This is a genomic window from Amycolatopsis sp. A133 (assembly GCF_031082405.1).
Lineage (GTDB): Bacteria > Actinomycetota > Actinomycetes > Mycobacteriales > Pseudonocardiaceae > Amycolatopsis.
The window spans coordinates 1-23,699 of the sequence record NZ_JAVHJU010000053.1 but is presented as its reverse complement, the minus strand read 5'-3'; the positions used below and the strand labels follow the sequence as shown (position 1 = coordinate 23,699).

General features: G+C 71.0%; 25 protein-coding genes. 11 read left to right on the top strand and 14 right to left on the bottom strand.

Annotated features, from left to right (window positions below):
* Nucleotides 1-295 precede the first annotated feature (295 nt).
* Together mihF and Q5425_RS31595 are read left to right on the top strand one after the other, a co-directional pair.
* A complete protein-coding gene (gene mihF / locus Q5425_RS31600) occupies nucleotides 296-607 on the top strand; it encodes an integration host factor, actinobacterial type (RefSeq protein ID WP_167344432.1) in 312 nt (103 codons plus the stop codon).
* Between the two features lie 84 nt (nucleotides 608-691).
* The gene (locus Q5425_RS31595) at nucleotides 692-1,846 is read left to right on the top strand and encodes an isochorismate synthase (protein WP_308675997.1); all 1,155 of its coding nucleotides are present in this window, start codon (nucleotides 692-694) and stop codon (nucleotides 1,844-1,846) included.
* 5 nt (nucleotides 1,847-1,851) lie between these two features.
* Here the strand turns inward: Q5425_RS31595 and Q5425_RS31590 are convergent, their stop codons facing one another.
* Nucleotides 1,852-2,538 (bottom strand): 4'-phosphopantetheinyl transferase superfamily protein, encoded by a 687-nt coding sequence (locus Q5425_RS31590; RefSeq protein WP_308675996.1) that lies wholly within the window; start codon nucleotides 2,536-2,538, stop codon nucleotides 1,852-1,854.
* Nucleotides 2,539-2,836: 298 nt separating this feature from the next.
* On the opposite strand from Q5425_RS31590, the gene Q5425_RS31585 reads away from it, so the two are divergent.
* Nucleotides 2,837-4,006, top strand: a complete 1,170-nt coding sequence (locus Q5425_RS31585) for an acyl-CoA dehydrogenase family protein (RefSeq protein ID WP_308675995.1) — start codon at nucleotides 2,837-2,839, stop codon at nucleotides 4,004-4,006.
* 120 nt (nucleotides 4,007-4,126) lie between these two features.
* On the opposite strand, the gene Q5425_RS31580 is transcribed toward Q5425_RS31585, so the two are convergent.
* The 4 genes from Q5425_RS31580 to Q5425_RS31565 are packed head-to-tail and all read right to left on the bottom strand — an operon-like array spanning nucleotide 4,127 to nucleotide 7,422.
* Entirely contained in the window at nucleotides 4,127-4,447 is a 321-nt protein-coding gene (locus Q5425_RS31580; RefSeq protein WP_308675994.1) for a hypothetical protein, read from the bottom strand.
* A 58-nt stretch (nucleotides 4,448-4,505) separates the two neighbouring features.
* Complete coding sequence (locus tag Q5425_RS31575) at nucleotides 4,506-5,141, bottom strand: TetR/AcrR family transcriptional regulator (RefSeq protein ID WP_206785479.1); 636 nt, start codon at nucleotides 5,139-5,141, stop codon at nucleotides 4,506-4,508.
* On the bottom strand, nucleotides 5,138-6,688 hold the full coding sequence (locus tag Q5425_RS31570) for an ATP-dependent acyl-CoA ligase (RefSeq protein WP_308675993.1): 1,551 nt from the start codon (nucleotides 6,686-6,688) through the stop codon (nucleotides 5,138-5,140). The genes Q5425_RS31575 and Q5425_RS31570 overlap by 4 nt, the downstream gene beginning before the upstream one ends.
* The gene (locus Q5425_RS31565) at nucleotides 6,685-7,422 is read right to left on the bottom strand and encodes an enoyl-CoA hydratase/isomerase family protein (protein WP_308675992.1); all 738 of its coding nucleotides are present in this window, start codon (nucleotides 7,420-7,422) and stop codon (nucleotides 6,685-6,687) included. The genes Q5425_RS31570 and Q5425_RS31565 overlap by 4 nt, the downstream gene beginning before the upstream one ends.
* A gap of 47 nt (nucleotides 7,423-7,469) precedes the next feature.
* On the opposite strand from Q5425_RS31565, the gene Q5425_RS31560 reads away from it, so the two are divergent.
* A complete protein-coding gene (locus Q5425_RS31560) occupies nucleotides 7,470-9,056 on the top strand; it encodes an amidohydrolase (protein ID WP_308675991.1) in 1,587 nt (528 codons plus the stop codon).
* A 4-nt stretch (nucleotides 9,057-9,060) separates the two neighbouring features.
* Here Q5425_RS31560 and Q5425_RS31555 read toward each other — a convergent pair whose 3' ends face one another.
* Complete coding sequence (locus Q5425_RS31555) at nucleotides 9,061-9,381, bottom strand: hypothetical protein (RefSeq protein ID WP_308675990.1); 321 nt, start codon at nucleotides 9,379-9,381, stop codon at nucleotides 9,061-9,063.
* Nucleotides 9,382-9,445: 64 nt separating this feature from the next.
* Here Q5425_RS31555 and Q5425_RS31550 point away from each other — a divergent pair, with 64 nt between their 5' ends.
* The 6 genes from Q5425_RS31550 (at nucleotide 9,446) to Q5425_RS31525 (ending at nucleotide 13,895) form a co-directional block, all read left to right on the top strand.
* Nucleotides 9,446-9,886 (top strand): GNAT family N-acetyltransferase, encoded by a 441-nt coding sequence (locus Q5425_RS31550; RefSeq protein ID WP_308675989.1) that lies wholly within the window; start codon nucleotides 9,446-9,448, stop codon nucleotides 9,884-9,886.
* Nucleotides 9,887-9,926: 40 nt separating this feature from the next.
* Nucleotides 9,927-10,610 (top strand): metal-dependent transcriptional regulator, encoded by a 684-nt coding sequence (locus Q5425_RS31545; protein ID WP_013230121.1) that lies wholly within the window; start codon nucleotides 9,927-9,929, stop codon nucleotides 10,608-10,610.
* A 91-nt stretch (nucleotides 10,611-10,701) separates the two neighbouring features.
* Nucleotides 10,702-11,520: an LLM class flavin-dependent oxidoreductase gene (locus Q5425_RS31540; protein ID WP_308675988.1), complete on the top strand. Its 819-nt coding sequence runs from the start codon at nucleotides 10,702-10,704 to the stop codon at nucleotides 11,518-11,520.
* Nucleotides 11,521-11,592: 72 nt separating this feature from the next.
* Nucleotides 11,593-11,925 (top strand): transcriptional regulator, encoded by a 333-nt coding sequence (locus Q5425_RS31535; RefSeq protein WP_308675987.1) that lies wholly within the window; start codon nucleotides 11,593-11,595, stop codon nucleotides 11,923-11,925.
* 36 nt (nucleotides 11,926-11,961) lie between these two features.
* On the top strand, nucleotides 11,962-13,020 hold the full coding sequence (locus Q5425_RS31530; protein WP_308675986.1) for an alcohol dehydrogenase catalytic domain-containing protein: 1,059 nt from the start codon (nucleotides 11,962-11,964) through the stop codon (nucleotides 13,018-13,020).
* A 248-nt stretch (nucleotides 13,021-13,268) separates the two neighbouring features.
* Nucleotides 13,269-13,895 (top strand): alpha-ketoglutarate-dependent dioxygenase AlkB, encoded by a 627-nt coding sequence (locus tag Q5425_RS31525; RefSeq protein WP_308675985.1) that lies wholly within the window; start codon nucleotides 13,269-13,271, stop codon nucleotides 13,893-13,895.
* Between the two features lie 59 nt (nucleotides 13,896-13,954).
* On the opposite strand, the gene Q5425_RS31520 is transcribed toward Q5425_RS31525, so the two are convergent.
* Genes Q5425_RS31520 through Q5425_RS31500 form a run of 5 tightly spaced genes read right to left on the bottom strand, consistent with a single transcriptional unit; the run spans nucleotide 13,955 to nucleotide 18,200 of the window.
* Nucleotides 13,955-14,791 (bottom strand): biotin-dependent carboxyltransferase family protein, encoded by an 837-nt coding sequence (locus Q5425_RS31520; RefSeq protein WP_308675984.1) that lies wholly within the window; start codon nucleotides 14,789-14,791, stop codon nucleotides 13,955-13,957.
* Nucleotides 14,788-15,399, bottom strand: a complete 612-nt coding sequence (locus Q5425_RS31515; RefSeq protein WP_308675983.1) for an allophanate hydrolase subunit 1 — start codon at nucleotides 15,397-15,399, stop codon at nucleotides 14,788-14,790. The genes Q5425_RS31520 and Q5425_RS31515 overlap by 4 nt, the downstream gene beginning before the upstream one ends.
* The gene (locus tag Q5425_RS31510; RefSeq protein WP_308675982.1) at nucleotides 15,396-16,148 is read right to left on the bottom strand and encodes a 5-oxoprolinase subunit PxpA; all 753 of its coding nucleotides are present in this window, start codon (nucleotides 16,146-16,148) and stop codon (nucleotides 15,396-15,398) included. Before Q5425_RS31510 ends, Q5425_RS31515 begins: the two co-directional genes overlap by 4 nt.
* A 2-nt stretch (nucleotides 16,149-16,150) precedes the next feature.
* Entirely contained in the window at nucleotides 16,151-16,945 is a 795-nt protein-coding gene (locus Q5425_RS31505) for a putative hydro-lyase (RefSeq protein WP_308675981.1), read from the bottom strand.
* A 10-nt stretch (nucleotides 16,946-16,955) separates the two neighbouring features.
* On the bottom strand, nucleotides 16,956-18,200 hold the full coding sequence (locus Q5425_RS31500) for an MFS transporter (protein WP_308675980.1): 1,245 nt from the start codon (nucleotides 18,198-18,200) through the stop codon (nucleotides 16,956-16,958).
* Nucleotides 18,201-18,317: 117 nt separating this feature from the next.
* On the opposite strand from Q5425_RS31500, the gene Q5425_RS31495 reads away from it, so the two are divergent.
* Nucleotides 18,318-19,040 carry a GntR family transcriptional regulator gene (locus tag Q5425_RS31495; RefSeq protein ID WP_308675979.1) on the top strand — a complete coding sequence of 241 codons (723 nt, stop codon included), beginning with the start codon at nucleotides 18,318-18,320 and terminating at the stop codon, nucleotides 19,038-19,040.
* Between the two features lie 285 nt (nucleotides 19,041-19,325).
* Here the strand turns inward: Q5425_RS31495 and Q5425_RS31490 are convergent, their stop codons facing one another.
* Genes Q5425_RS31490 through Q5425_RS31480 form a run of 3 tightly spaced genes read right to left on the bottom strand, consistent with a single transcriptional unit; the run spans nucleotide 19,326 to nucleotide 23,627 of the window.
* Nucleotides 19,326-20,690 carry a ricin-type beta-trefoil lectin domain protein gene (locus tag Q5425_RS31490; protein ID WP_308675978.1) on the bottom strand — a complete coding sequence of 455 codons (1,365 nt, stop codon included), beginning with the start codon at nucleotides 20,688-20,690 and terminating at the stop codon, nucleotides 19,326-19,328.
* Nucleotides 20,691-20,700: 10 nt separating this feature from the next.
* On the bottom strand, nucleotides 20,701-22,563 hold the full coding sequence (locus Q5425_RS31485) for a ricin-type beta-trefoil lectin domain protein (RefSeq protein WP_308675977.1): 1,863 nt from the start codon (nucleotides 22,561-22,563) through the stop codon (nucleotides 20,701-20,703).
* Nucleotides 22,560-23,627: an RICIN domain-containing protein gene (locus Q5425_RS31480; RefSeq protein ID WP_308675976.1), complete on the bottom strand. Its 1,068-nt coding sequence runs from the start codon at nucleotides 23,625-23,627 to the stop codon at nucleotides 22,560-22,562. Before Q5425_RS31480 ends, Q5425_RS31485 begins: the two co-directional genes overlap by 4 nt.
* Between the last annotated feature and the right edge of the window lie 72 nt (nucleotides 23,628-23,699).

Below are 23,699 nucleotides of genomic sequence, written 5' to 3'. Positions count from 1 at the left end.
TTTTCGGCTTTTCCTTATGAGCAAGGAAATGTGCACGAGAACAGCGGGTAGCGGAAGCTCCACTTCCGGGTGAGAGAGGCCACCCGGGGCACTTCTTGGGAGCGTTTCCGCAGGCCGGAGCGGGTTGCCCGCTATCACCTCCGGGGGTAATAAGTGCGTGTCGGTTGCACGGCCACGAAGCCGGTGGCGTTTACTGGGCCCGTGGCAAGAGACGGCTGAGCAGCGCTTGCAGGAGCAAGCACTCACAAAAGCTGTCGGCCGCGAAAGCGGAGACCTGAGAGGAAAGGACACTACGTTGGCTCTGCCTACGTTGACTCCGGAGCAGCGCGCCGAGGCCCTGGCCAAGGCCGCCGAGGCTCGCAAGGCGCGTTCGGAGCTGCTCGCGTCGATCAAGTCCGGCCAGGAGAGCATCGAGAAGGTGCTCAAGCAGGCCAAGGAGAACAAGACCATCGGGAAGACGAAGGTCACCCAGCTGCTGAAGGCCGTCCCCGGCCTCGGCGCGGTGAAGGTCGCTGCCCTGCTCGAGCAGGCCGGCATCGACCCGGACCGGCGTGCGGCCGGCCTGGGCGAGCGCCAGCGCGAGGCGCTCATCGACGCGCTCAAGTAGCTCGTCACCAGGAGCTGACCGCGAGGGGAGTGTCGTCAGCGACACTTCCCTCGCGGATCTCCCGGAGCCTGGGACGCTGGTCTTGTGAGTGCTCCTGACCCGGCGATCCCGGTTGACCTCGCCGCCCGCTACCAGCGTGGCGACTTCCTGTTCACGACGGCCGAGCGCGCACTCCTCTCGCAGGGCACGATCCGGACCGTCACCGAGACGGACTCCCGTCGGCTCGCTTCGGTGATCCCCGGCGTCCTGGCCGAGACGGGCGCCCCGCTGGCCGTCGGCGTCCTGCCGTTCGACACCGGGCCCGACACGAAGGTGCCGGGCCACCTCGTTGTGCCCCGGACCGTCCACCGGTCCTCGGGGGTCCCTTCGCGGCCGCGTGAAGTCCTGCCGGCACCCGTGCGGGTGCGTGCGGTGCCGTCTCCCGCGTTGCACATGGAGGCGGTGCGTTCCGCGGTTTCGCTTTTGGCTTCCCGTGACCTGCGTAAAGCCGTTCTGGCGCGGGCCCTGGACCTCGAGTTCGCTTCGCCGATTCCGGCCGAGAGCATCGTGCGCAACCTGGCCGTCGGCAACCCCCGGCACTTCACGTACGCGGCCGAGCTGCCGGGCGGCCGGTCGCTGGTCGGTGCCACCCCCGAGCTGCTGCTGCGCCGGACCGGCCGGACGGTGTTCTCGTCACCGCACGCCGGCTCGATGCCGCGCTCGGCCGACCCGGTCGCCGACCGCGCGAACGGCGAGGCGCTGCGGACGTCCCGCAAGGACCAGCTCGAACACGCCGTCGTGATCGACTACGTGGTCGAGGCGCTGCGGCCGTTCTGCCGGACCCTGGACGTCCCGGCCGGGCCGGAGCTGGTCACCACGCCGGCCATCTGGCATCTGCGCACCCCGATCACCGGCGAGCTGATCGACCCGGAGGTGACGGCCCTGGACCTCGCGGCCGCCCTCCACCCGACCCCGGCGGTCTGCGGCACCCCCACGGCGGGAGCGCGCGAGCTGGTCCAGGAGCTGGAGCCGTTCGACCGCGACTACTACGCGGGAGCGGTCGGCTGGGTCGACGCAGCGGGCGACGGCGAGTGGGCGGTGGCGATCCGCTGCGCCGAGATCGCCTCGACCTCGATGCGGCTGTACGCGGGCGGCGGCATCGTGGCGGCGTCGGATCCGGAGTCGGAACTGGACGAGACGACGGCGAAGTTCCGGACGCTGCTGACCGCGATGGGCTTGGCGGATCTCGCCGGGATCTGACCGGGTCAGGGGACCCAGTGTTCCTCGGTGACTGACAGTTCCTCGGTGGTCAGCACGGCGATGGCCGCGCGGTAGCCGTCCGCGGCCTTGAGGTCCGCCAGGCGGGTCGTCGCCGGGTCCAGGGCCGGGTCGCCCGAGGACGCCAGCCGGGCCGGCTCGTCGTAGCGGGAGAACGTGATGCTCTGCAGCGGGATGCGCAGACCCTTGCCGGTGGCCTTCATCACCGCTTCCTTGCGGGTCCAGTAGACGAAGAACGCCGCGGCCTTCTCCGTCGCGTCGAGGCCCGCGAGGTGCTCCGCCTCCACCGGGCTCAGCGCGTACTCGATCAGGCCGTCGTCCGCGCGGCGGGTGGCGGTCTCGACGTCGAGGCCCACCGGGACCGACGGCGTCGCCGCGATGCCGATCAGCTCGCCGGAATGCGAGATCGACAACGTCAGGTCCGCGCCGGGGATGCGCGGCCGCCCGTGCGGTTTGCCGCAGTCTTCGCAGGTGGCGTCGAACGCCACCGCCTCGACGGCCAAGCCGAGCCGCTCGGCGGCGACGGTCTTCGCCAGGACCCGCCCGGTGAGGAACCGCCGTTTGTCCGCGTCCTGCCGGTAAGCCTCGAACCGCCCGCGCTCGACGTCGTCGAGCAGGCGCATGAAGCGATCTTCGACGGGCAACGGCGCCGACCAGCGGACCTCGATCTCCATCACACCCCCGATCTTCCCGGGCCGGGAAGCCGTTGTCACGGATCCGGGCTCAGGTCTGGGGTCGGGTGCGACATCCGGCGCAGCGCGGAGGGGCGCGGGCTGCCCCGGGTCAACGGTGCGCCGCGAGCGTCCTGGGCGCCGGCCAGGCCGACGACCAGCCGTCGGCGGGACATCAGGGCGGTGAGGGCGGCTGTTCCGCCTGCCCCGGCGTGCTCGGGTGTCCTTGCGTCCGCGTGGTCCGTGGCGCACTATAGGGGGTAAGCAAGCGCTTAGCCAGTGTCGGAGGAGCAGCCACGCCATGGACTTTTCACTCAGCACCGAAGAACGGGAAGTGCGCGACTGGGTCCGCACGTTCGTCCAGCGGGAGCTGATCCCGCTCGAGCAGGAAGTCCTCCGGCGCGAGCGCGCCCACCAGCCCGGCCTGACCGGCGAGGAGCTCAAGGACCTCCAGCTCAAGGCGAAGGAGTCCGGCTTCTGGGGCGTGCTGACCCCGGAGGAGTACGGCGGCATGGGCCTGTCCGCCGTGATGGCCGCGCTGCTGGAAGCCGAGCTCGGGCGCACCTTCGTGCCGTTCCGCTTCGGCGGGGCCGCCGACAACATCCTGTTCCACGCCAACGAGGAGCAGAAGCAGACCTACCTGCTGCCGACCATCTCGGGCGAGCGCAAGTCGTGCTTCGCGATCACCGAGCCGGGGGCCGGGTCGGACGCCAAGGCCATCCGGACCACCGCCCGCAAGGACGGCACCGACTGGGTCATCAACGGCGAGAAGACCTTCATCACCGGTGGCAACGAAGCCGACTTCACCATGGTCTTCGCGATCACCGACCCGGAGAAGGGCGCGAACGGCGGTGTCACCTGCTTCCTCGTCGACCGGGAAGCCGGCTGGAAGTCCGAGTACATCGACACCATGGGCGAGTGGGGCCCGGCGTCGCTGATCTTCCAGGACGTCCGGGTGCCCGAGACGCAGATCCTCGGCGAGGAGGGCCGCGGCTTCGAGCTGGCCATGCAGTGGATCGGCCAGGGCCGCTACCTGCTGCCCGCCCGCGCGATCGGCTCGTGCGAGCGGCTGATCTCGATGGCCATCGAGCACGCCAACACGCGGGAGACGTTCGGGCAGAAGATCGCCGAGCGGCAGGCCATCCAGTGGATGATCGCCGACTCCGGGGTCGAGCTGGAGGCGCTGCGCTGGCTGGTGCTCCACGCCGCGTGGCAGGTCGACCAGGGCCTGGATTCGCGGCACGCGCAGTCGATGGCGAAGCTGTACGGCGGCCAGAAGGCCAACGAAATCGTCGATCGTGTCCTGCAGATCCACGGCGGCATGGGTTACACGCGGGAGCTGCCGGTCGAGCGGTGGTACCGCGAGCTGCGGCTGCTGCGCATCTACGAAGGCACCGACGAGATCCAGCGCCGGACGATCGCGCGCAACCTGCTCAAGGGGCACGTCAAGGTCGGCGGCACGCTGGGCTGAGAACGCGAGAAGTTTCTCGGGGGTTCCGGGTGGCGGAGCCCCCGGCCCGGGGCGAAGCCCCGGAATGTCACAGCCGTCAAGACCGCCGTTTCCGGCGGTCTTGACGGCTGTCGGAGCTGCTTACTTCTTGTTGCGGATGGCGATCGGGACGCCCGCGAGGTCCTCTTCGTTGCACAGGAGCTTCACGTCGTAGTACGGCGAACCCTGGCGGTCGTCGTAGTCGAGGTGGATGGCCAGGACGTCGAGCGGCTCGCCCAGCCACTCCTGGGCCTGCCGCAGCCACTTCGAGCAGCGCTCCAGGGCGGTGGGGAGATCGTCATCGCGGAACTCGACGGGGCGATAGGGGACATCCTGCACCTGATCGCGGGGGCCTTCCGGCGCCGGGAGGCCCGGCGCGAGACCCGAGTCGTCCAGTTCCAGTTGGATCGTTTCCTCAGTCACCCTTCGAGCGTCCCCCACGCACGCCGTCTGGGCAAGGCGTACACAGCTAAAAGCGCCGCTAAACGGACACGCCCCACTCTTTCGCGACGATTTCCCGGCACCGTCGCAAGTCGGTCACTCCCGGCGCTGACGTGCAGCCCAGCGCCCTCGACGCCAGTTCCGCGTAGTGCTCCGCCAGCTCGTCCAGCGCCAGCGGGCCGCGTGGCGAATACCACCTCGCGACGCCGCTGCACATCTCCAGCAGGGCCAGCCTGGTCACCGCCGGGTGCTCCACACGGAACACCCCCGCCGCCACCCCTTCGTCGATCGCCGCCGCCCACAGCCGTTCGTAGGCGTCCCGCAGGGCCACGACCGGCTCGCGCGCGGCCGGGGACAGGACGTCGACTTCGTTGTCCACCACCCGGGTTTCGGCCGGTCCGACGGCGTGCGCGAGGACGTGCAGCGCGACCAGCGTGCGCAGCCGGTGCACCGGGTCGCCGCCGCCCGCGGTCGCCTCGCGGGCCGCGTCGAGCAGCCGGTTCAGCGCCGTGTGCATGATCTCGGCGAGCAGATCCTCCTTGGTGCCCATGTAGTGGTACAGGCTGGCCGAGGAGAGTTCCGCCTCCTGCGCCAGATCCCGGATGCCGGTGCCGTGGAAGCCCTTGGTGGCGAACAGCTTCACCGCCGCCGCGCGCACCCGCTCCCGGCTGCTCACAGCCATGCTTCCGCCTTCGCGTCCCACGAACCGGCGCGCGGGTCCGCGACCTTCCGCAGCTCGCCCTTGGCCACCCGCTCCGACGGGGTCATCGGGAGCTCGTCGGCGAACGCCCAGAACCGCGGAACCTTGAAGTAGGCCAGCTTTCCGGCGCAGAAGGCGGCGAGCCCGGCGGGGTCCGGCCGGTCGCCGTCGCACACGACGTAGGCCTTGATCTCCTCGCCGCGCAGCTCGTCGGGCACCGCGACGACGGCCGCCAGCCGCACCGACGGGTGCAGCAGCAGCGCGCGCTCGACCTCGTCGGCGGAGACGTTCTCGCCGCTGCGGCGGATCATGTCCTTCGTGCGGCCGACGTAGTAGACGCGGCCGGCGGTGTCCATCCGGGCGAGGTCGCCGGTGTGGAACCAGCCGTTCCCGAACGCCTTCGCCGTCGCGTCCGGATCGTCGTGATAGCCGTGCATCAGCCCGATCCCGCGGATCAGCAGCTGCCCGGTTTCCCCGCGCGGCACCGGCTTCCCGTCGTCGCCGGCGATCAGCACCTCGCGGTCGCGGCTCGGCCGCCCGATGCAGCCGGTGCCGACGGTCTTGTCGTGGTCGGCCTCGGTCATCCGGATGTCGCCGCCGGTTTCGGTCATCCCGAACGCCTCGTACCACGGCACGCCCCAGCGGGCCTCCAGCTCGGCGTGCAGCTCGTGCGGGATCGCGGACGCGCAGATCGCGCGGACGCGGTGGTCGCGGTCGGCTTCGGACGGTTCCTGGCGCAGCAGCAGCGCCGGCATCAGGCCGAGGCAGTAGAACCAGGTGACGCCGTGCTCCCGGACCTTCGCCCAGAACGTGCTGGGGTGGAAGCGGTCCAGGACGACGAGGGTGGCGCCGCCGGCCAGCCCCAGCGCGACGTTCCACTGTGGATCGATGTAGTGGAACGGCTGCGCGGTCAGGATGACGTCGTCCGCGCCGACCGCGGGGAAGTCGGTGGCCAGGCTCACCGCGAGGGTCGTCCAGTAGCGGTTCGGCAGGACGCAGCCCTTGGGCGCCCCGGTGGTCCCGGAGGTGTACTGGATGTTGACCGGCAGCTCCGGCACCGGCACGAACCCCGAGCTTTCACGTGAAAGCTCGGCCCCCAGGTGGGAGCTTTCACGTGAAAGCTCCGCTGGGGTGATGACCCCGGTGAGGGCGATCCGGCTGAGGAGACCGGTGAACTCCGGCGCGGCGACGGCCAGCTTCGCGCCGGAGTGGCGGAGGACGTGGGCGCCGTCGAACTCCTGGTAGTTCGTGTTGACCGGCACCAGTTGCGCGCCGATCTTCGCCAGCGCCAGCCACGTCAGCGGGAACTCGGGCTGGTTGCTCAGCATCACGGCGACGCGATCGCCTTGGCCGATGCCGCGTGCCGCCAGGGCCGCGGCGATCCGTGAGCTTTCGCGGTCAACCTCGGCGAACGTGAACTCCTGGTTCAGGTGGTCGAACACCCAGGCCGTGCGGTCCGGCCAGAGCTCGGCGGCCCGCGTGACGAGCTGGGCGAGCGTCCCGATTTCGGCGAGCGGCGTCACGACCGGCTCCGGAAGGCCTCCGCGGACGCGGCGACCGCGGCCGAGTGCTCGGTGATCAGGGCGTGGCTGACCTCGAGTTCGAGGGCGGGCTCGACGTCGATCGGCGTGTCGAGGACCCGCTTGGCCATCGCCGCCGCCTCGGGCGGGTGCTCCGCGATCCGCCCCGCCCAGTTCAAGGCCGCCGCCTGGAGCCGCTCGGCGGGCACGGCGGCGTTGACCATGCCCAGCTCCGCGGCCCTCCGTCCGTCGAAGCGCTCGCCCAGCAGCAAGAGCTCCTTCGCTTTGAGCGGGCCGACCAGCAGCGGCAGCAGCCGCGACGCCGCGCCGGTGACGCTCAGGCCGAGCGAAACCTCCGGGAAGGCGAACACGGCGTCCTCGGCGGCCAGGATCAGGTCGCAGCCGAGCGCGAACTCCGCGCCGGCGCCGATCGCGTAACCGTGCACCGCCGCGATCACCGGCTGGCGCAGTCCGCGCAGCCGCCGCGTGACGTCCTGGAGCCGGTCCAGCCGCGCCCGCGAGTCACCCGCGGGAGTGGGTTCCTTGAGGTCGTGGCCGGCGCAGAAGGCGCGGCCGGTCCCGGACAGCACGACCACGCGAGCGTCGCTGCGGGCGGCTGCGTCGAGGGCGGCGAGGAAGTCGTCGACCAGGACGGCGGCGACCGCGTTCAGCCGCTCGGGCCGGTTGAGCCGGATCTGCGCGATGCCGTCCTCGACGGCGAAGTCCACGGTGGGCATGCCGCCGATGCTAGACGTTCGATCGATCGATCGATAGCCTTGAATCCATGCGGGTCGATGCGGTCTACGAGAACGCCACGGTGTGGACGGGTGAGGGCGTGACCAGCGCACTCGCCGTGTGGCACGGCCGGGTCGTCGCGCTGGGGGACGACGCCCTAGCGCTCTCGGCGCGCTCGCGGGTCGACCTCGCCGGCGGTTTCGTCGTGCCCGGCTTCCACGACGCGCACAACCACATGGCGTGGTTCGGCATGGGCCTCGACGACGTGCCGCTCAGCGGCTGCCGCAGCGTCGAAGAGGTCTACGACGCCGTCGCCGCGCGGGCCGCGACGCTGCCGGCCGGGAGCTGGGTGGTCGGCAGCGGGTACGACCAGAACAAGCTCGTGGGCGGGCACCCGGACCGGCACGGCCTCGACCGCGCCGCGCCGGGGATGCTCGTGCGGCTCAAACACACGTCCGGGCACATGACCGTGGTCAACTCGGCCGTGCTCGACCAGCTCGACCTGGCGCACGTGCCGGTCGGTGGCGACGTCGTCCTCGCTGCCGACGGCTCGCCGACCGGGCTGCTCCGGGAGCAGGCCCAGCTGCTGCTGCGGCCGCTGACGTACCCGACGCCGGTTTCGCGGGTCGTGCGCGGGCTCGGGCGGGCGTCCGAGCGGTACCTGGCCGAGGGCATCACCAGCGTCCAGGAGGCCGGGATCGGCGGTGGGCTCGTCGGCGAGACGCCCGCGGAGCTGGCCGCCTACCAGGAGGCGCGTGACCGCGGCGTGCTGCGCGTGCGCAGCACGGTGATGGTCGCCGCGAGCGTGCTGCACGACCTGCCCGACGGCGCCGGGTTCGGCCTCGACCTCGGCCTGCGCACCGGTCTCGGCGACGAGTGGCTGCGCGTCGGCCCGATGAAGTTGTTCGCCGACGGTTCCCTGGTCGGGCGCACCTGCGCGATGCACGACCCGTTCGACGGTGAGCCGGAAAACCGCGGCTACTTCCAGGTGCCCGAGGAGTCGCTGGCGGACACGATCCGCCGCGCCCACGAGGCGGGCTGGCAGATCGCGACGCACGCGATCGGCGACCGCGCGATCACCGTCGTCCTCGACGCGTACGAAGCCGCGTTGGCTGCTTCGCCGCGTACGGATCACCGGCACCGCATCGAGCACTGCGCGGTGCTTCAGCCCGCGGAGCTGATCCGGCTCGCTTCGCTCGGGCTGATCCCCTCACCGCAGGGACGGTTCGTCAACGAGCTCGGCGACGGCATGCGCGCCGCGCTCGGCGAGTCCCGCGTGCCCTGGTGCTACCGGCTGCGAAGCGTCCTCGACGCGGGTTGCGTCCTTCCCGCGTCTTCGGATCGGCCGGTCGTGAACGGCGCTCCGCTGCTCGCGCTGGCCGACATGGTGCGCCGGCGTACGGCGTCAGGCGCGCCCTTCGCACCCGAAGAGGCGTTGACGCCGGAGCAGGCGTTGCGCGCGTACACGTACGGCTCGGCGTACGCGACCTTCGCCGAGCGTGACCTGGGCACGCTCGAGCCCGGGAAGCTCGCCGACTTCGCCGTGCTGTCCGGTTCGCCCCTGGACGAGTCCGCTTTGGACGACCTCGGCGTGCAAGGCACCGCCGTCGGCGGCGAACTGCGTTATCAAGCGTGATGACTCACCTCCCTTCCACGAACTCGAGTGCTTCTTCGGCCAGCGCGGACCAGGGTTGCGTCGACCCCGGGTCCAGCGCCAGCCACTCCTTCATCGGCGTGCCCTTGTTGGCGTCGAAGCGCACCCCGTGCCCGCTCTCGACCAGGTCGTCGACCCTCGCCCGAGGCAGCTTCAGCACCAGCTGCCCGCGGACGAACATCGCGAAGATCCGGCCGTGCGCGCGCAGCGCCGTGCGCCCGAAGCCGCCGGTCGCGCCGGGTGGCGTGATGCCCGGGCGTCCGGTGAACTCGTCGACCAGGGCGTCGAACCGTCGCTCTGGTGACATCGACCACCTCCGCATCCTCCATGCCCGACCGTAACGACCACCACCGACAAAACCGGGAGGCGAAATGCCCGTCCGCGACGCCGTCTTCGAAGACATCGAGGAAATCTGCGCGCTCATCGAGGAGCACGCCGTCTACGAGGACAACCACGACCTGAAACTCGACCGCGCCGAGATGAGCGGGCACCTGTTCGGGCCGGACCCGAAGGCGTGGGTGCTGATCGCGACCCCGCCCGGCGAGCCCGGCACGGTGGCCGGCTTCGCCTTCTGCAGCTGGAACTTCTCCACGTGGGAAGCGCGCCCGGGGATCTGGCTGGACGACCTGTTCGTCCGGCCGGCGTACCGCCGCCACGGACTGGGCGGCGAGCTGCTGGACGAGCTGCGCAACCGCACGACCGGCCGGGTCGAGTGGGACATGCAGGAGGGCAACAAGAAGGGCGAGGCGTTCTACGCCCAGCTGGGCGCGGAGCCGGTCCCGGGCTGGGTCCGCTACCGCTGGCGGCCGTGAACTTTCACGAGAAAGAACCCGGCCCCGTATCGTGTGCGGCATGGGAGATGGTTCGGTCCGGAGGTCCTCGTCGGTCGAGGACTACGTCCGGGTGATCTACGGCCTGGTCGAGCGGGGTGAGGCGGTCACCAACGCGTCGCTCGCCGGCCGGCTGGAGGTCAGCCCGTCCTCGGCGTCGGGGATGGTCACGAAGCTGTCCCAGCTCGGCCTGGTCACCCACGTGCCGTACCGCGGCATCGAGCTCACGGCCGACGGCAGGCTCCTGGCGCGCTCGGTGCTGCGGCGCCACCGGCTGATCGAGACGTACCTGGTTTCGGAACTCGGCTACACGTGGGACGAGGTCCACGCGGAGGCGGACGCGCTGGAGCACGCGGTGTCGGACCGGCTGGTCGAGCGCATCGCGGCCAAGCTGGGCAACCCGGTCCGCGACCCCCACGGCGACCCGATCCCCGCCCCGGACGGAAGCGTGGAGGAGCTGCCGGTCCGCATCCTGGACGACCTCCCGCCGGGCGCGGTGGGCGAGATCGTCCGGGTTTGGGACACGGACCCGGAGCTGCTGCGGTACCTGACCGAACACGCGATCAACCTGGGCGAACGCATCGAGGTGGTGGAGCGCCAGCCGTTCGGCGGCCCGATGGTGGTGAAGGTGGGCTCGCCGCCGGATGCGGCTACGCACGCCATCGGCAAGGAGATCGCGCAGGCCTTGTCGGTCACCCTGCGCTGACCGGACCCGCCCGGGACGTTGGCGGGCGTACGCGCGGGTGACGTCGTGGAGCGGATGTGGTGACCGGCCCCCGCCCGCGACGATGACCCGCATGAAACCCTTCCGCTTCGGCGTCGTCGCCGGTCATGCGCCTGATCTCACCTCGTGGACCGCCCAGGCCGAGCGGGTCGAAAAGCTCGGCTTCGACACCCTGCTCGCCACCGATCCCGTTGGCCAGGCCGATCCCTTCGTCCTGCTCGGGGCCGCCGCCGCGGTCACCCTGGACCTCACCGTCGGCACCTTCGTGCTCGCCGACCCCTTCCGCGACGCCGGAGCCCTCGACTGGCAGGTGCAGACCCTGCACCGGCAGACCCGCGGCCGGTTCGAGCTCGGGCTGGGCGTCGGGCGACCCGGTGCCGGCCCCCAGGCGGCCGCCCTCGGGCGGGAATTCCCCTCACCGGGTGAGCGCATCACACGGATGGCCGCCACCATCGCGCACCTCAAGCGCACCGCCGACCGGCCGCGGCTGGTGCTCGCCGGCGGTGGGCCGAAAATGCTGGCGCTCGCCGCGCAAGAAGCCGACACCGTCACCTTCTCCTGGGCGCCCATGACGACCGAAGCCGAGGCGCAGTCCATTGTGGATCGGTTCCGGGACCTCGCCGGGCCGCGGCTGCCGGAGATCGAGCTCAGCCTGAACCTGATGGCCGTCGGGACCGAACCGTCGCCCGGGATCGCGCGCTGGGCCGGGGCCGACGTGCCCGAACTCGCCGCGGCCGGGGCCGTCACCGTGCTGCCCGCGGATCCCGCCCAGGCCGCGGAAAAGCTTCTCCGGTGGCGGGAGCGGTGGGGGATTTCCTACGTCACGATCAATTCCGGCTACGCCGAACCGTTCACCGCGATCGCCGACGAGACGCGCAAGGCAGGTGGGTGAGGGCTCTTCCGATCTTGCGAAGCTGCGCCTACGCTCCAATGTTCGTAATCGGGAGTGCTTCGGAGCGTTGTGATGACCGGTCAGCGAACACACACCATCGACCGGGGGGAACAGGCGGAGCTGAGCCGGCTGCTGGCGGCCGGACCGTTCGACGTGGCCCTGCGGGCGGCGATCCGGGTCCGCGGCCTCGGCCTCGAGCGGATCCGCTATCGCTTGCGCGGCAGGGGAACCACGGTCAGCCTGGCCACCCTCAGCCACTGGCAGTCGGGACGGTGCCGGCCGGAGCGGCCGGAATCGTTGGACGCCTTGCGAAACCTCGAGGACATCCTGAACGTGCCGGACGGCTCGCTCAGCAAGCTCCTCGGGCCACCTCGGACCAGGACGAGGTTCCACGCGCTCAACTGAGACACCGAGACACCAAGGCCGGGCTAGGCTCGCGGCATGCGAGCTGTGGTGATGGAGGAGTTCCGCGTCCCGCCCGTCGTGCGGGACGTGCCGGAGCCGGTGGCCGCACCGGGCGGGGCGGTGATCGAAGTCGACGCCACCGGCGTCTGCCGCAGCGACTGGCACACCTGGCAGGGCCACGACACCGCCGTGACGCTGCCGCACGTCGCCGGGCACGAGCTCGCCGGCCGGATCGTCGCGCTCGGCGAAGGCGTGCGCGGCTGGGACCTCGGCGCGCGCGTTACCGTGCCCTTCGTCTGCGCCTGCGGTTCCTGCGCCCAGTGCGCCCGCGGCGACCAGCAGATCTGCGACCGCGAGTTCCAGCCCGGCGCCACGCACTGGGGTTCGTTCGCCGAGCGCGTCGCCATCGAACACGCCGAGACGAACCTGGTCGCGCTGCCGGACTCGCTCGGCGCCGCCGAGGCCGCGGCGCTCGGCTGCCGGTTCGGCACGGCGTTCCGCGCGGTGCTGCGGCAGGGCCGCGTCACCGCGGGCCAGTGGGTCTCGGTGTACGGCTGCGGCGGCGTCGGGATCTCCGCGGTGCTGCTGGCCGTCGCGGCGGGCGCGAAGGTCGTCGCGGTCGACGTCTCGTTGCCCGCGCTCACCCTCGCGGCGAAGTCGGGCGCCGCCCGCACCGTCGATTCCTCGGGGTTCGACGGCCCCGAAGCCGTCGCCGCGCACGTCCGCGAGCTGACCGGCGGCGGCACGCACGTCTCGCTCGACTGCCTCGGCTCGCCGTCGACCTGCGCGGCGTCGGTCGGCAGCCTGCGCAAGCGCGGCCGGCACGTCCAGGCCGGGCTGATGCCGCCGTCGCAGGGCATCGCGCCGATCCCGATGCACCGGGTCGTCGGCGGCGAGCTGGAGCTGGTCGGCATCCACGGGCTCCAAGCCCACGAGTACCCGGAGCTGCTGCGGGTCGTCGAGACGGCGGGCATCGACCTTTCGGCGCTCATCGGGCGGCGCATCGGGCTCGACGACGTCCCGGCCGCGCTGGCCGCGATGAACGATCCCGTGCCGGCGCACGCGGGCGTCACCGTGGTGACATTCCGCGACTGATCGGCGGCGCCGCGGTCAAGTGACCCGTTCGTAGCTGATCCACGCTGGCTTGTGACATTCAGGTGTGGGAACGTCTATTTCATGGTGGCCCAAAGCGAGGGGGAACGGCCGCAGGACCGTCCCGCTGCTCCATTGGGGCGGCTCCTGCGGCTTTTCACCGCCGCGAGCGTCACGTTCCGCGGTCACCACGTGGTGCCCTCGACGCTCACCAACCGTGTCCGGCAGGAGTCTCCGGCACAATCGAGGTGATGGACGCCCTCCTGCCGCGCCCCCGCGCCGAAATCGCGCCCGGGGCGGTACACCTGCCCGACTTGCTCGGTTTCGACGAGCAGCGCGAGCTCGTCGCCGCCTGCCGGAGCTGGTCCGGCTACCGCCACACCCGGCTGCCCAGCGGTGGCGTGATGTCGGTCAAGTCCGTCTGCCTCGGCTGGCACTGGTACCCGTACGGCTACTCGCGCACGACCGGCGAAGGGACGCCGGTGCTGCCGTTCCCGGACTGGCTCGGCGACCTCGGCCGCCGCGCGCTGGCGGCCGCGTACGGCGAACCGGCCGACGCCTACGCGCCGGACATCGCGCTGGTCAACTTCTACGACGCCGCCGCGAAGATGGGGCTGCACCAGGACAAGGACGAGCGCAGCCTCGAACCGGTGGTGTCGGTCAGCCTCGGCGACGCCTGCGTGTTCCGCTTCGGCAACACCGAAACCCGCGGCCGGCCGTACACCGACGTCGAACTCCGCTCCGGCGACGTGTTCGTGTTCGGCGGCCCGTCCCGGCTCGCCTACCACGGCGTGCCGAAGACGTTGCCGGGCACGGCGGACCCGGCACTGGGCCTCGACGGGCGGCTGAACATCACGCTGCGGGTGTCCGGCCTCTAGTCCTCTGTGGACGCCGCCTGGTCGTGAGTGGTAAAGCGGGTTAGAACCCGCCTTACCACTCACGACGCGGGACGGAAGCGCACGGTCTGGCCCGGCCGCAGCTGGGCCGCCAGGTCCAGGTCCGCCTCCTCGACGATCGCGACCACCGGATACCCGCCCGTCGTCGGGTGGTCCGCGTGGAACAGGATCGGCCTCCCGGACGGCGGCACCTGCAGCGCTCCCGGCACGCACGCCTCCGACGGCAGTTCGTCGTGACGCACGCGCGTAAGCGCCGGTCCGGTCAGCCGGATGCCGACGCGGTCCGAGTCCGGTGAAACCGTGTACACGGTGGACAACAGCTCGTCCGGTGCCGCGAACCAGTCGCGGCGCGGCCCCGGCGTCACCCGCAACACCGGTTCCGACGGCCACGCCGCCCGTGGCGCGAGGTCCACGACCGGAAACGCACGAGGAGCCGGGCCGACCGGCAGCAGCATCCCGGCCGTCACCGGGGGCGGGCCCAGCTTCCCGAGCGTGTCCGTCGCCCGGGAACCGAGCACCGGCGGCACGTCGATCCCGCCGCGCACCGCGACGTAACAGCGCAACCCCGACACCGCCGTGCCCAGGGACAGCTCCTCGCCGGGCCACAACGTGATCGGCCCGTTCGGCCCGCCCTTCGAGAGCGGGCAGGAAGCGCCGGTGACCGCCACCGTGGTCACCCCCGTCGCGCGCAGCACCAGCCCGCCGAGCGCCACCTCCAGCGCCGCCGCCCCTTCCGGATTGCCGACGAGCCGGTTGGCCAGGCGGAACGACTCGTGGTCGGCCGCGCCGGAGCGGCCGACACCGAGCGCCGCGTGGCCCGGGCGGCCGAGGTCCTGCACCGTCGTGGTGAACCCCGGGTGGACGACTTCGAGCTTCACGGCCGCACCGCCGTGAACCGCACCCGGGTGCCCGGCGGCAGCAGGTTCGGCGGGTCGCGCTCGACGTCCCACACCGGCACGTCCGTCCGGCCCAGCAACCGCCAGCCACCCGGTGACGCGCTCGGGTAGACCGCGCTGTACTCGCCGGCGATCGCCACCGAGCCCGCCGGGATGCGGGTGCGCGGCGACGACCGGCGGGACACGTGCAGCGCCGGGTCCGTTCCGGTCAGGTAGGCGAACCCCGGCGCGAAGCCGCAGAACGCCGAAACGTATGCCCCCGCGGTGTGCCGCGAGATCAGCGAAGGCACGCTCAACCCCGTCTCCGCGGCGACCTCGGCCAGGTCTTCGCCGTCGTACACCACCGGGATCACCACCTCGCCCGCTCCGGACGCCACACTGTCCACAGGAGACACCTGACGCAGCAGGGTGCCCAGCCGTTCCGCGGTCGTCGCGGCCGGGTCGAAGCGGACCAGCAGGGTTCGCGCCGCCGGGACGAGCTCGACGACCCCGGCCGGCGGCGACTGAGCCAGCGCTGCCTGGAAACCCAGCACGTCGGCCACCTCCACCAGCACCGCGCGCCGCCCGCACGGCAGCAGCCGGACGGTCATCCGGTGAAGGCGGTGAGCGGGACGTCCGCCGCGGCCAGGCCGTCGCGGATCCGGCGGGCGAGCTCGACCGCGCCCGGTGTGTCCCCGTGCACGCACAGGGAGTCCGGCCGCAGGTCGAGCCGGCCGCCCTCGGCGGGCTCGACACCCTCGCCGGTCGCCATCGCGACCGCCCGCTCGGCCACGGCCGAGGCGTCGTGCAGGACCGCGCCCGGCTGCTTGCGCGAAACGAGCCGGCCTTCCGCGGTGTACGCGCGGTCCGCGAACGCCTCCGCGTACGCGACGACGCCGGCTTTCTCCGCCTCCCGCTGCATTTCCGAGTCCGGCAGGCAGAGCAGCGCCAGCGCGGGGTCGTACCGGCGCAGGCCCTCGACGATCGCCGCCGCCTGCTCGGCGTCGGCCGCCGCGGTGTTGTACAACGCGCCGTGCGGCTTCACGTACGTCACCCGGCTGCCCGCTGCGCGGGCGAACGCGTCGAGCGCGCCGATCTGGTAGAGCACTTCGTCCGCCAGCTCGTCCGGGGCGATGTCGAGCGCGCGCCTGCCGAAGCCGGCCAGGTCGCGGTAGCCGACGTGCGCGCCGATCGCGACGCCGCGCTCGGCCGCCAGCTCGCACACCCGCCGCATCACCGACGGGTCGCCGGCGTGGAAGCCGCACGCCACGTTCGCGCTGGTCACGATGTCGAGCATGGCTTCGTCGTCGCCCATCTTCCAGGCGCCGAAGCCCTCGCCGAGGTCGCTGTTCAGGTCCATTTTCAGCCCACCCGGTATTCGCTGTCGTACCGATCGGTGATGAACATGTACCCCGGCGCGTGGGTGATCGCGAACGGGGGCCGCGACGCCACCAGCGCCGCCTGCGGCGTCACCCCGCAGGCCCAGAACACCGGGACGTCACCCGGCTCGGCGTCCACGGGATCGCCGAAGTCCGGCCGGCCCAGGTCGTCGATGCCCAGCGCGCCCGGATCGCCGATGTGCACCGGGGCGCCGTGCACGGCGGGCATCGCGCGGGTGATCCGGATGGCGTCGCCGACGCGGTCCTCCGGGATCTGGCGCATCGACACCACCATCGGCCCGTGCAGCCGGCCGGCGGGCTCGCACGGCCGGTTCGTCACGTACATCGCGACGTTGCGGCCCTGCTCGACGTGCCGCAGCGGAACGCCCTCGGCGGCCAGCGCCGTCTCGAACGTGAAGCTGCAGCCGATGGAGAAGGCGACCATGTCGCTGCGCCACAGGCCGGTCGCGTCGGACACCTCGCCGGCGAGCACCCCGTTCTGCCAGATCCGGTAGCGCGGCAGGTCGGTGCGCAGGTCCGCGTCTTCGGCGAGGCGGGTGGCCGGGTCACCGGGGTCGGTGACGTCGAGCAGCGGGCACGGCTGCGGGTTGCGGGTGCAGAACAACAGGACGTCGTAGGCCCAGTCCTCGGGCACCGCGATCAGGTTCGTCTGGGTGAAACCGGTGGCCCAGCCCGTCGTGGGGTGGGCGGTGCCGGTCCGGAACGCCGCCCGGGCCTGGGCCGGGGTGTACGTCGCCGGTTCGTCGAAGGTCGTCATGAGCTCCCCCTCAGTCAACGAGTTCGATGCCCCGGGTTTCCGGGAGGCCGAGCAGGGCCAGCACCGCGATGCCGTACCCGAGCGCGCCGAACACGATCGCGCCGCCCGCGCCGAGGAAGCCCACGACGGTCGGGAAGATCGCGCCGACCGCGCGGCCGAAGTTGTACGTGAAGCCCTGGCCGGTGCCGCGCAGCGCCGTCGGGTACAGCTCGGCGAGGAACGCGCCGAAGCCGCTGAAGATCGCGGACATCGAGAAGCCGAGCGGGAAGCCGAGCACCAGCACGAGGCCGTTGGCGCCCTTGGGGATCTGCGTGTACGCGACGATCAGTGCGGCCGAGAGCAGCGCAAACGTCAGGAAGGTCTTCTTGCGCCCCAGCAGGTCCGTCAGGTAGCCGCCGCAGACGTAACCGACGAAGGCGCCGGTGATGAGGAACGCGAGGTAGCCGCCGGTGCCGATCACGGTCAGTTCGCGCGTTTTCTTCAGGTAGGACGGCAGCCACGTCGAGATCGTGTAGTACCCGCCCTGGACGCCGGTGGCCAGCAACGCGGCGAAGAGCGTCGTGCGCAGGAGATCGCCCTTGAAGATCTGCTTCAGCGTGCCCTTGGTGCGCGACGCGAGCCGGCGTTCCTCCGCGCGCGGGGCGTCCTTGACGCTGCGGCGGATCCAGAGCACGAACAGCGCCGGGATGACGCCGGTCCAGAACATGATCCGCCAGGCGACGTCGTCGCTCGCCACGCTGAACACGACGGTGTAGACGATCACCGACAGGCCCCAGCCGACCGCCCACGCGCTCTGCACGAACGCCACGGTCCGGCCGCGGTACCTGGCCTGCGAATACTCGGCGACCAGCGCCGCGCCGGCCGCCCATTCGCCGCCGAAGCCCAGGCCCTGCAGGGCGCGGAAGACCAGCAGCGTCTCGAAGTTGGGCGCGAAGCCGCAGAGCACGGTGAAGATCGTGTACATCGCAATGGTGATCTGCAAGGTGCGGACGCGGCCGATCCGGTCGGCCAGCATACCGGCGCCGATGCCGCCGACGGCCGACACGACCAGCGTCGTCGTGCCGAGCAGGCCCGCTTCACCGCTCGAAATGCCGAAGTACGCGGTGATCGCGGCGAGGCCGAGCGGCAGGGTCTGGTAGTCGAACGAGTCCAGGCCGTACCCGCCGAACGCGCCCACGAAGGCGCGGCGCCCGCGTTTTCCGAGCGTGCGGAACCAGTCGAACGGCCGGGCCTCGGTAGCGGATGTGGCAGTCATGGGGCACCTCCTGGCCAGTGTCTCTCATCGTGGCGTGCCTCACACGGTAGGGATTGTTGAACAATTCCACAAGAGTCTAGTTGGATCGTCCTCTGCGCCGCGGGTACCCTTGGTGACGTGGTCATCGAAGACAGCGGCGTGACGGGCCTCGAAGCCGACCGCGGCCTCGTCACCCGCAAGAGCACAACCGAGCGGGTCGCCGGCGTCCTCCGCAAGCGCATCGCGGAGGGGTTCTTCCTGCCCGGCGGCCGCCTGTCGGAGCAGGACATCGGCAACGCGCTCGGCGTCTCCCGCAACACGCTGCGCGAGGCGTTCCGGCTGCTCACGCACGAGCGGTTGCTCGCACACGAGCTCAACCGGGGCGTCTTCGTCCGCATCCCGAGCGTCGAGGACGTCGTCGACATCTACCGGGTGCGCAAGATCATCGAGTGCGCCGCGGTCCGCGGGCTGAAGGCCAAGCCGGCGTCCTTCCCGCGGATCAAGGAGAAGGTCGACATCGGCGACGAGGCCGCGCGCACCGGCAACTGGAAGGACCTCGGCACCGCGAACGTCTGGTTCCACCAGGAGCTGGCCGCGCTGTCGGGCAGCGAGCGGGTGAACGAGCTGGTCGGCAGGCTGACCGCCGAGCTGCGGCTGGTGTTCCACATCATGGCCGAGCCCCGGCGCTTCCACGAGCGCTACCTGCCCCGCAACCACGAAATCCTCGACCGCATCGAGGCCGGCGACGGTCCGGGCGCGGAGCAGCTGCTGATGAAGTACCTCGAGGACGCGGAGGAGCAGCTGGTGGGCGCCTACGCCGACCGTGCCGAGGCGGCCCGGGCGGCCGTCGCGGCGGACTAGCCAAAGCACCCCAAGGTGGCCTTCGATGCATTCAACGCAACCAAGGCCACATGGGGGCGTTCGGGCACGCTTCGCGTCCGGACGGTCCGAGCACGAGCCGGACGCGATCGGCGGTCGATAACCTCGGGGGCGGTTCCGCCGCCGGAGACCCCCAGCGGCCGCGGGACCACACGCTGCCGGGTCGTCGTTTCCCCAGAGCGCGGCCCGGCAGCCCTAGCCCGTGCAGCCGTGAAGGCCACCCCGACGGAGTCCGAGGTGGCCTTCACGGGTTTCCGGGGACCGGGCTCAGCCGGCGTAGCGGGCGAAGATCCTCGTGAAGTCCCACGCCTGCTGGGAAACGCCGGAACAGGTGTCGTTGTTCGGGTACCCGCCGGGGCACGGGCGGTCGCGGTTCGCCGACCAGAACGTCAACCGGGCCAGGTGGTGCGCGTTCGCGTAGCCCAGGATGGTCGTGAAGTCGTTGAGCGTGACCGTCTCGTTGTTGTCGGTGATGCCGTTCATCGACGAGATGCCCATGTGCCGGTAGGCCGTGTCGTCGTCGTAGCCGTACGCGCTCTTGACGACGTTCTTGAGGCCCTCGGCCGCCCGCTGGGTCAGCGTGCCCATGTTCTGGCCCGCCCCGCCGAAGTCGAACGGCATGATCACCCAGCCGTCGACCGTGAGGCCGGCCTGCGCCGCCCGGTTGACCAGGCTGTTGTCGGGACCGGACTGGCCGGTGCCGAAGGTGACGTAGAGCTTGATGCCCGGGTTGTTCGCCCGCACGGTCTTCAGCGCGTCGACGGTGCGCTGCTGCACCGCCGGGTTGCTGTAGGCGTCGGCCTCGATGTCGATGTCGATCGCCTTGAGGCCGTAGGCGTTGATCACCTTCTGGTAGGCCGCCGCCAGCTCGCCCGCGCTGCCGCACGACGACTCCAGCTTGTTGCCGGAGTAGCCGCCGAACGACGGGATCACGTCGCCGCCGCCCGCGCGGACGGTGTTGATCGTGTTCTGGTCGACGCCGCCGGTGAGCGCCCGGCCGCCGTCCCACTGCGGGTTGCAGTAGCCGTTGGACAGGACGAACGCCAGCGTGAACCACTTGACGCCGGTCGCGTTCTGGATCGTCGCCGGGTTCGGCGGGTCGCCCCAGCCGTTGTAGAGGTACGGCGCGACGGCCATCACGCCCGGTCCGGGCGGCGGTGTCGTGCCGCCGGTGGGCAGCGTCCACTGCTGGTTGGCCGTGCTCGCGCACGTCCAGATCTGCAGCCGCGTCCCGTTGGCGCTGGAGTTGCCGGTCGCGTCGAGGCACTTGCCCGAACCGGTGCCGACCAGGTTCTTCGCCGCGTTGGCCGTCCACTTCTGGGCGGTGGAGCCGTTGCAGTCCCAGAGCTGGATCGGCGTGCCGTTCGCGGTGCCCGCGCTCGTCACGTCCAGGCACTTGCCCAGGGCCTGCAGGGAGCCGTCGCTGCCGGCGGTCCACTGCTGGGCGCCCGAGCCGTTGCAGTCGTAGAGCTGGACGGCGGTGCCGTTGGCGCTGTTCGCGCCGGCGACGTCGACGCACTTGCCGCCGATGCCGGTGATCGGCCCGGTCGCCGCTTGGGCGGCGCCGGGGAGGAGGACCACGGCGGACGCGGCGATCAGGCCGCCCACCGCCGCGAGTGCTCTGTTCTTCACGTGTTGCTCCTTAAGCGGGGACGTTCCACTTCTGGTTGGCCGCGCCGGTGCAGGTCCAGATCTGCAGCCGCGTGCCGTTGGCGCTGGAGTTGCCGGTCACGTCGACGCACTTGTTCGAACCCGCGCCGACGAGGTCCTTGGCGGCCGTGGCCGCCCACCGCTGGTTGGCCGTGCCACCGCAGTCCCACAGCTGCAGCTGCGCACCGTCCGCTGTGGACTGGCCGGTGACGTCGAGGCACTTGCCGAGCGCGCGGATCGTGCCGTCCGTGCCGACGGTCCACTGCTGGGCCGCGGAGCCGTTGCAGTCGTAGAGCTGGACGGCGGTGCCGTTGGTGCCGCTCGCGCCGGCGACGTCGACGCACTTGCCGCCGAGGCCGGTGATCGGGCCGGTCTTGCCGGTGCCGCCGTTGCCCGAGCCCTGGTTGCCGCTCCAGGTGAACGTCGCCGAGGTGTGGCCGGGCAGGGTGTAGGTGAAGGAGGAGCCGCCCCAGTTCACCCGCACGCTCTGGTTGCCGGTGCTGGAGTTGTAGGCGATCAGCGCCTTCGAGCCGTCCGGGTTCTTCCAGGCGACGTTGCGCACGGTGGAGTTGTCGTTCGAGTCGATCCGGTACGCGCCCGGCTTCACGAACTTGGTCAGGTGACCCATCGTGTAGTACTCGACGGTGTAGTCGACCTGCCCGCTGCGCGAGTCTCCGTTGTGGACGGTGATCAGCCCGGTGCACGTGCCGCAGCCGCCGTTGTGCGGGCCCATGTTCTGGTCGACGCCGAGGCTCCACTTGACGAAGCTCTTCGACCAGTTCCGGGTGTAGTCCACGATGTTGTTCATGTCCTCGGCCTGCTGGTTCGAGATCCAGGTGCCGCCGGAGTGCTCGGTCGAGTAGGCGTTGACGTTCGGGTACTGGTTGTGGGTCGTCGTCTGCTGCGCGATGTTCCCGCCGTAGCCGTGCCACGCGACACCGCCGAAGTTCGGGTGGTTGCGGATCGCCGCGTCGTCCAGCGTGGGCGCGCCGTAGGAAGCGTAGGTGTCCCAGTTCCAGTCCAGCGCGAGGACCTTTGTGGACAGACCGGCGCCCTGCAGCGCGGGCAGCAGGTTGTTCTTCGCGAAGTACGCCAGCCCGGCGCCGTTCCAGTTGGTCGACGGGTAGCTCTCGCAGCACGTCGGCTCGTTCTGCACCGAGACGTAGTCGATCGGCACACCGGCGGCCTGGTAGGCCTGGAGGTACTTGACGAAGTACTGCGCGTAGGCCGGGTAGTACTGCGATTCGACCCAGCCCAGCAGGTAGCTGTCGTTGTCCTTCATCCACGGCGGCGCGCTCCACGGCGACGCCATCACCTTGGCCTGCGGGTTGAGCTGCTTGGCCTGCTTGGTCAGCGGCAGCACGTCGGCCTGATCGTGGGCGATCGAGAAGTGCGTCAGGTTCGGGTCGGTCTGGCCGGCCGGCATGTCGTCGAAGGTGTAGCTGTAGCGGGCCAGATCGGACGCGCCGAGCGGGTTGCGGATGAAGCTCAGCCCGATGCCGCTGTTCGGGTCGAACAGCTTGCGCATGGTGTCGTCGCGGGTGGCCTGGGAAAGGGCACCGCTGGAGTTCATCAGCCACGCCGCGGTGTCCGTGAAGGACGCTCCGCCGCCCTCGAACTGCTGGTAGGTCGTGTTTTCGTTGACGTTGATGGTCACGCCGCCGGTGCCGGTGCCCGAGGCGAACGTGACCGGCGTCTGCTGCTGGAGGCCGCGGGTGACCGTGCGGCCGCCGGAGTCGCTGGTGGTGGTGAGCCAGACGTTGACCGTCTCGCCCGCGGCTTGCGCCGGGACGGCGAACGCGGCCGCGGCGAGCGCGGTCACGCCGAGCACCGCCAGGAGAGAGCGTTTTCTCATGGGAGTGTCCACTTCTGGTTCGTGCCGGACCCGCAGGTCCAGATCTGGAGCCGGGTACCGTTGGCACTCGAGTTGCCGGTGGCGTCGAGGCACTTGCCGGAGCCGGCGTTCACGAGGTTCCGCGACCCGTTCGCCGACCACTTCTGGGCGTTGCTCCCGTTGCAGTCCCAAAGTTGGGTCGGGGTGCCGTTCGCGGTGCCCGCGCTCGTGACGTCGAGGCACTTGCCCAGCGCCTTCAGGGTTCCGTCGCTGCCGGCGGTCCACTGCTGAGCGCTGGTGCCGTTGCAGTCGTAGAGCTGGACGGCGGTGCCGTTGGTGTTGTTCGCGCCCGCAACGTCGACGCACTTGCCGCCGATGCCGGTGATCGGCCCCGTGCCCTGGGTGGGCGGCGGGGTGGTGCCGCCGGCGAACTGGGTGGCGACCTGCTCGCCGAGGCTGACGGCGTTGGCGTGGTTCTCGATCGGGTTGACGTGCGTGTTCGGGAACACGATGTACGTCACCGGGCCTTCGGTGCCGCCGTTCTTCGGGTCCGGGTTGATGCCGAGGCTGACCGCGGTGGCGTAGGACGCCTCGCCGATAATGCTCGTCGGCCCGGTGTCGCCGACCACGGCGTAGGTGACCTGGTTGTTGTAGACCACCGCCACGACCGAGCCGCCGTCGATGCCGTGGTTGCGGTAGTCCCAAGTGGACGTCGGCTGGGGGAGGACGACGTACGGGAGCTGGGCGGCGTTCAGCGGCTGGTCGGTCGAGGTGTGGAACGCGGTGTCGGGGTAGAAGCAGCAGTCGGTGTTCTCGTTGCACTGCGTGGTGCGGACGCCGTCGCAGTCGATGTCCATGTCGGCCTGGAAGAACACCGCGCCGTTGGCCTGGCAGACGGGCACGGTGGCCGCGCCGCCTTCGTCGAAGGAATACTTTCCGTTCGAGATCTGCTGGCAGGAAGTGGTCTTCGCGAGCAGCTGGCTCGCGGACGGGCCCGCCTCGACCGCGGCCTGGGCGGAGCCGGTGGTGAGGAAAGAAAGCGCTAACAGGGCACACCCCATCAGCGCGACGAAGATTCGCCGCACAGGGACTCCTAGGGAAAGGCGTCGTGAGTGGTAAGGCGGGTTAGAACCCCCCATAACACACACGACCGGGGG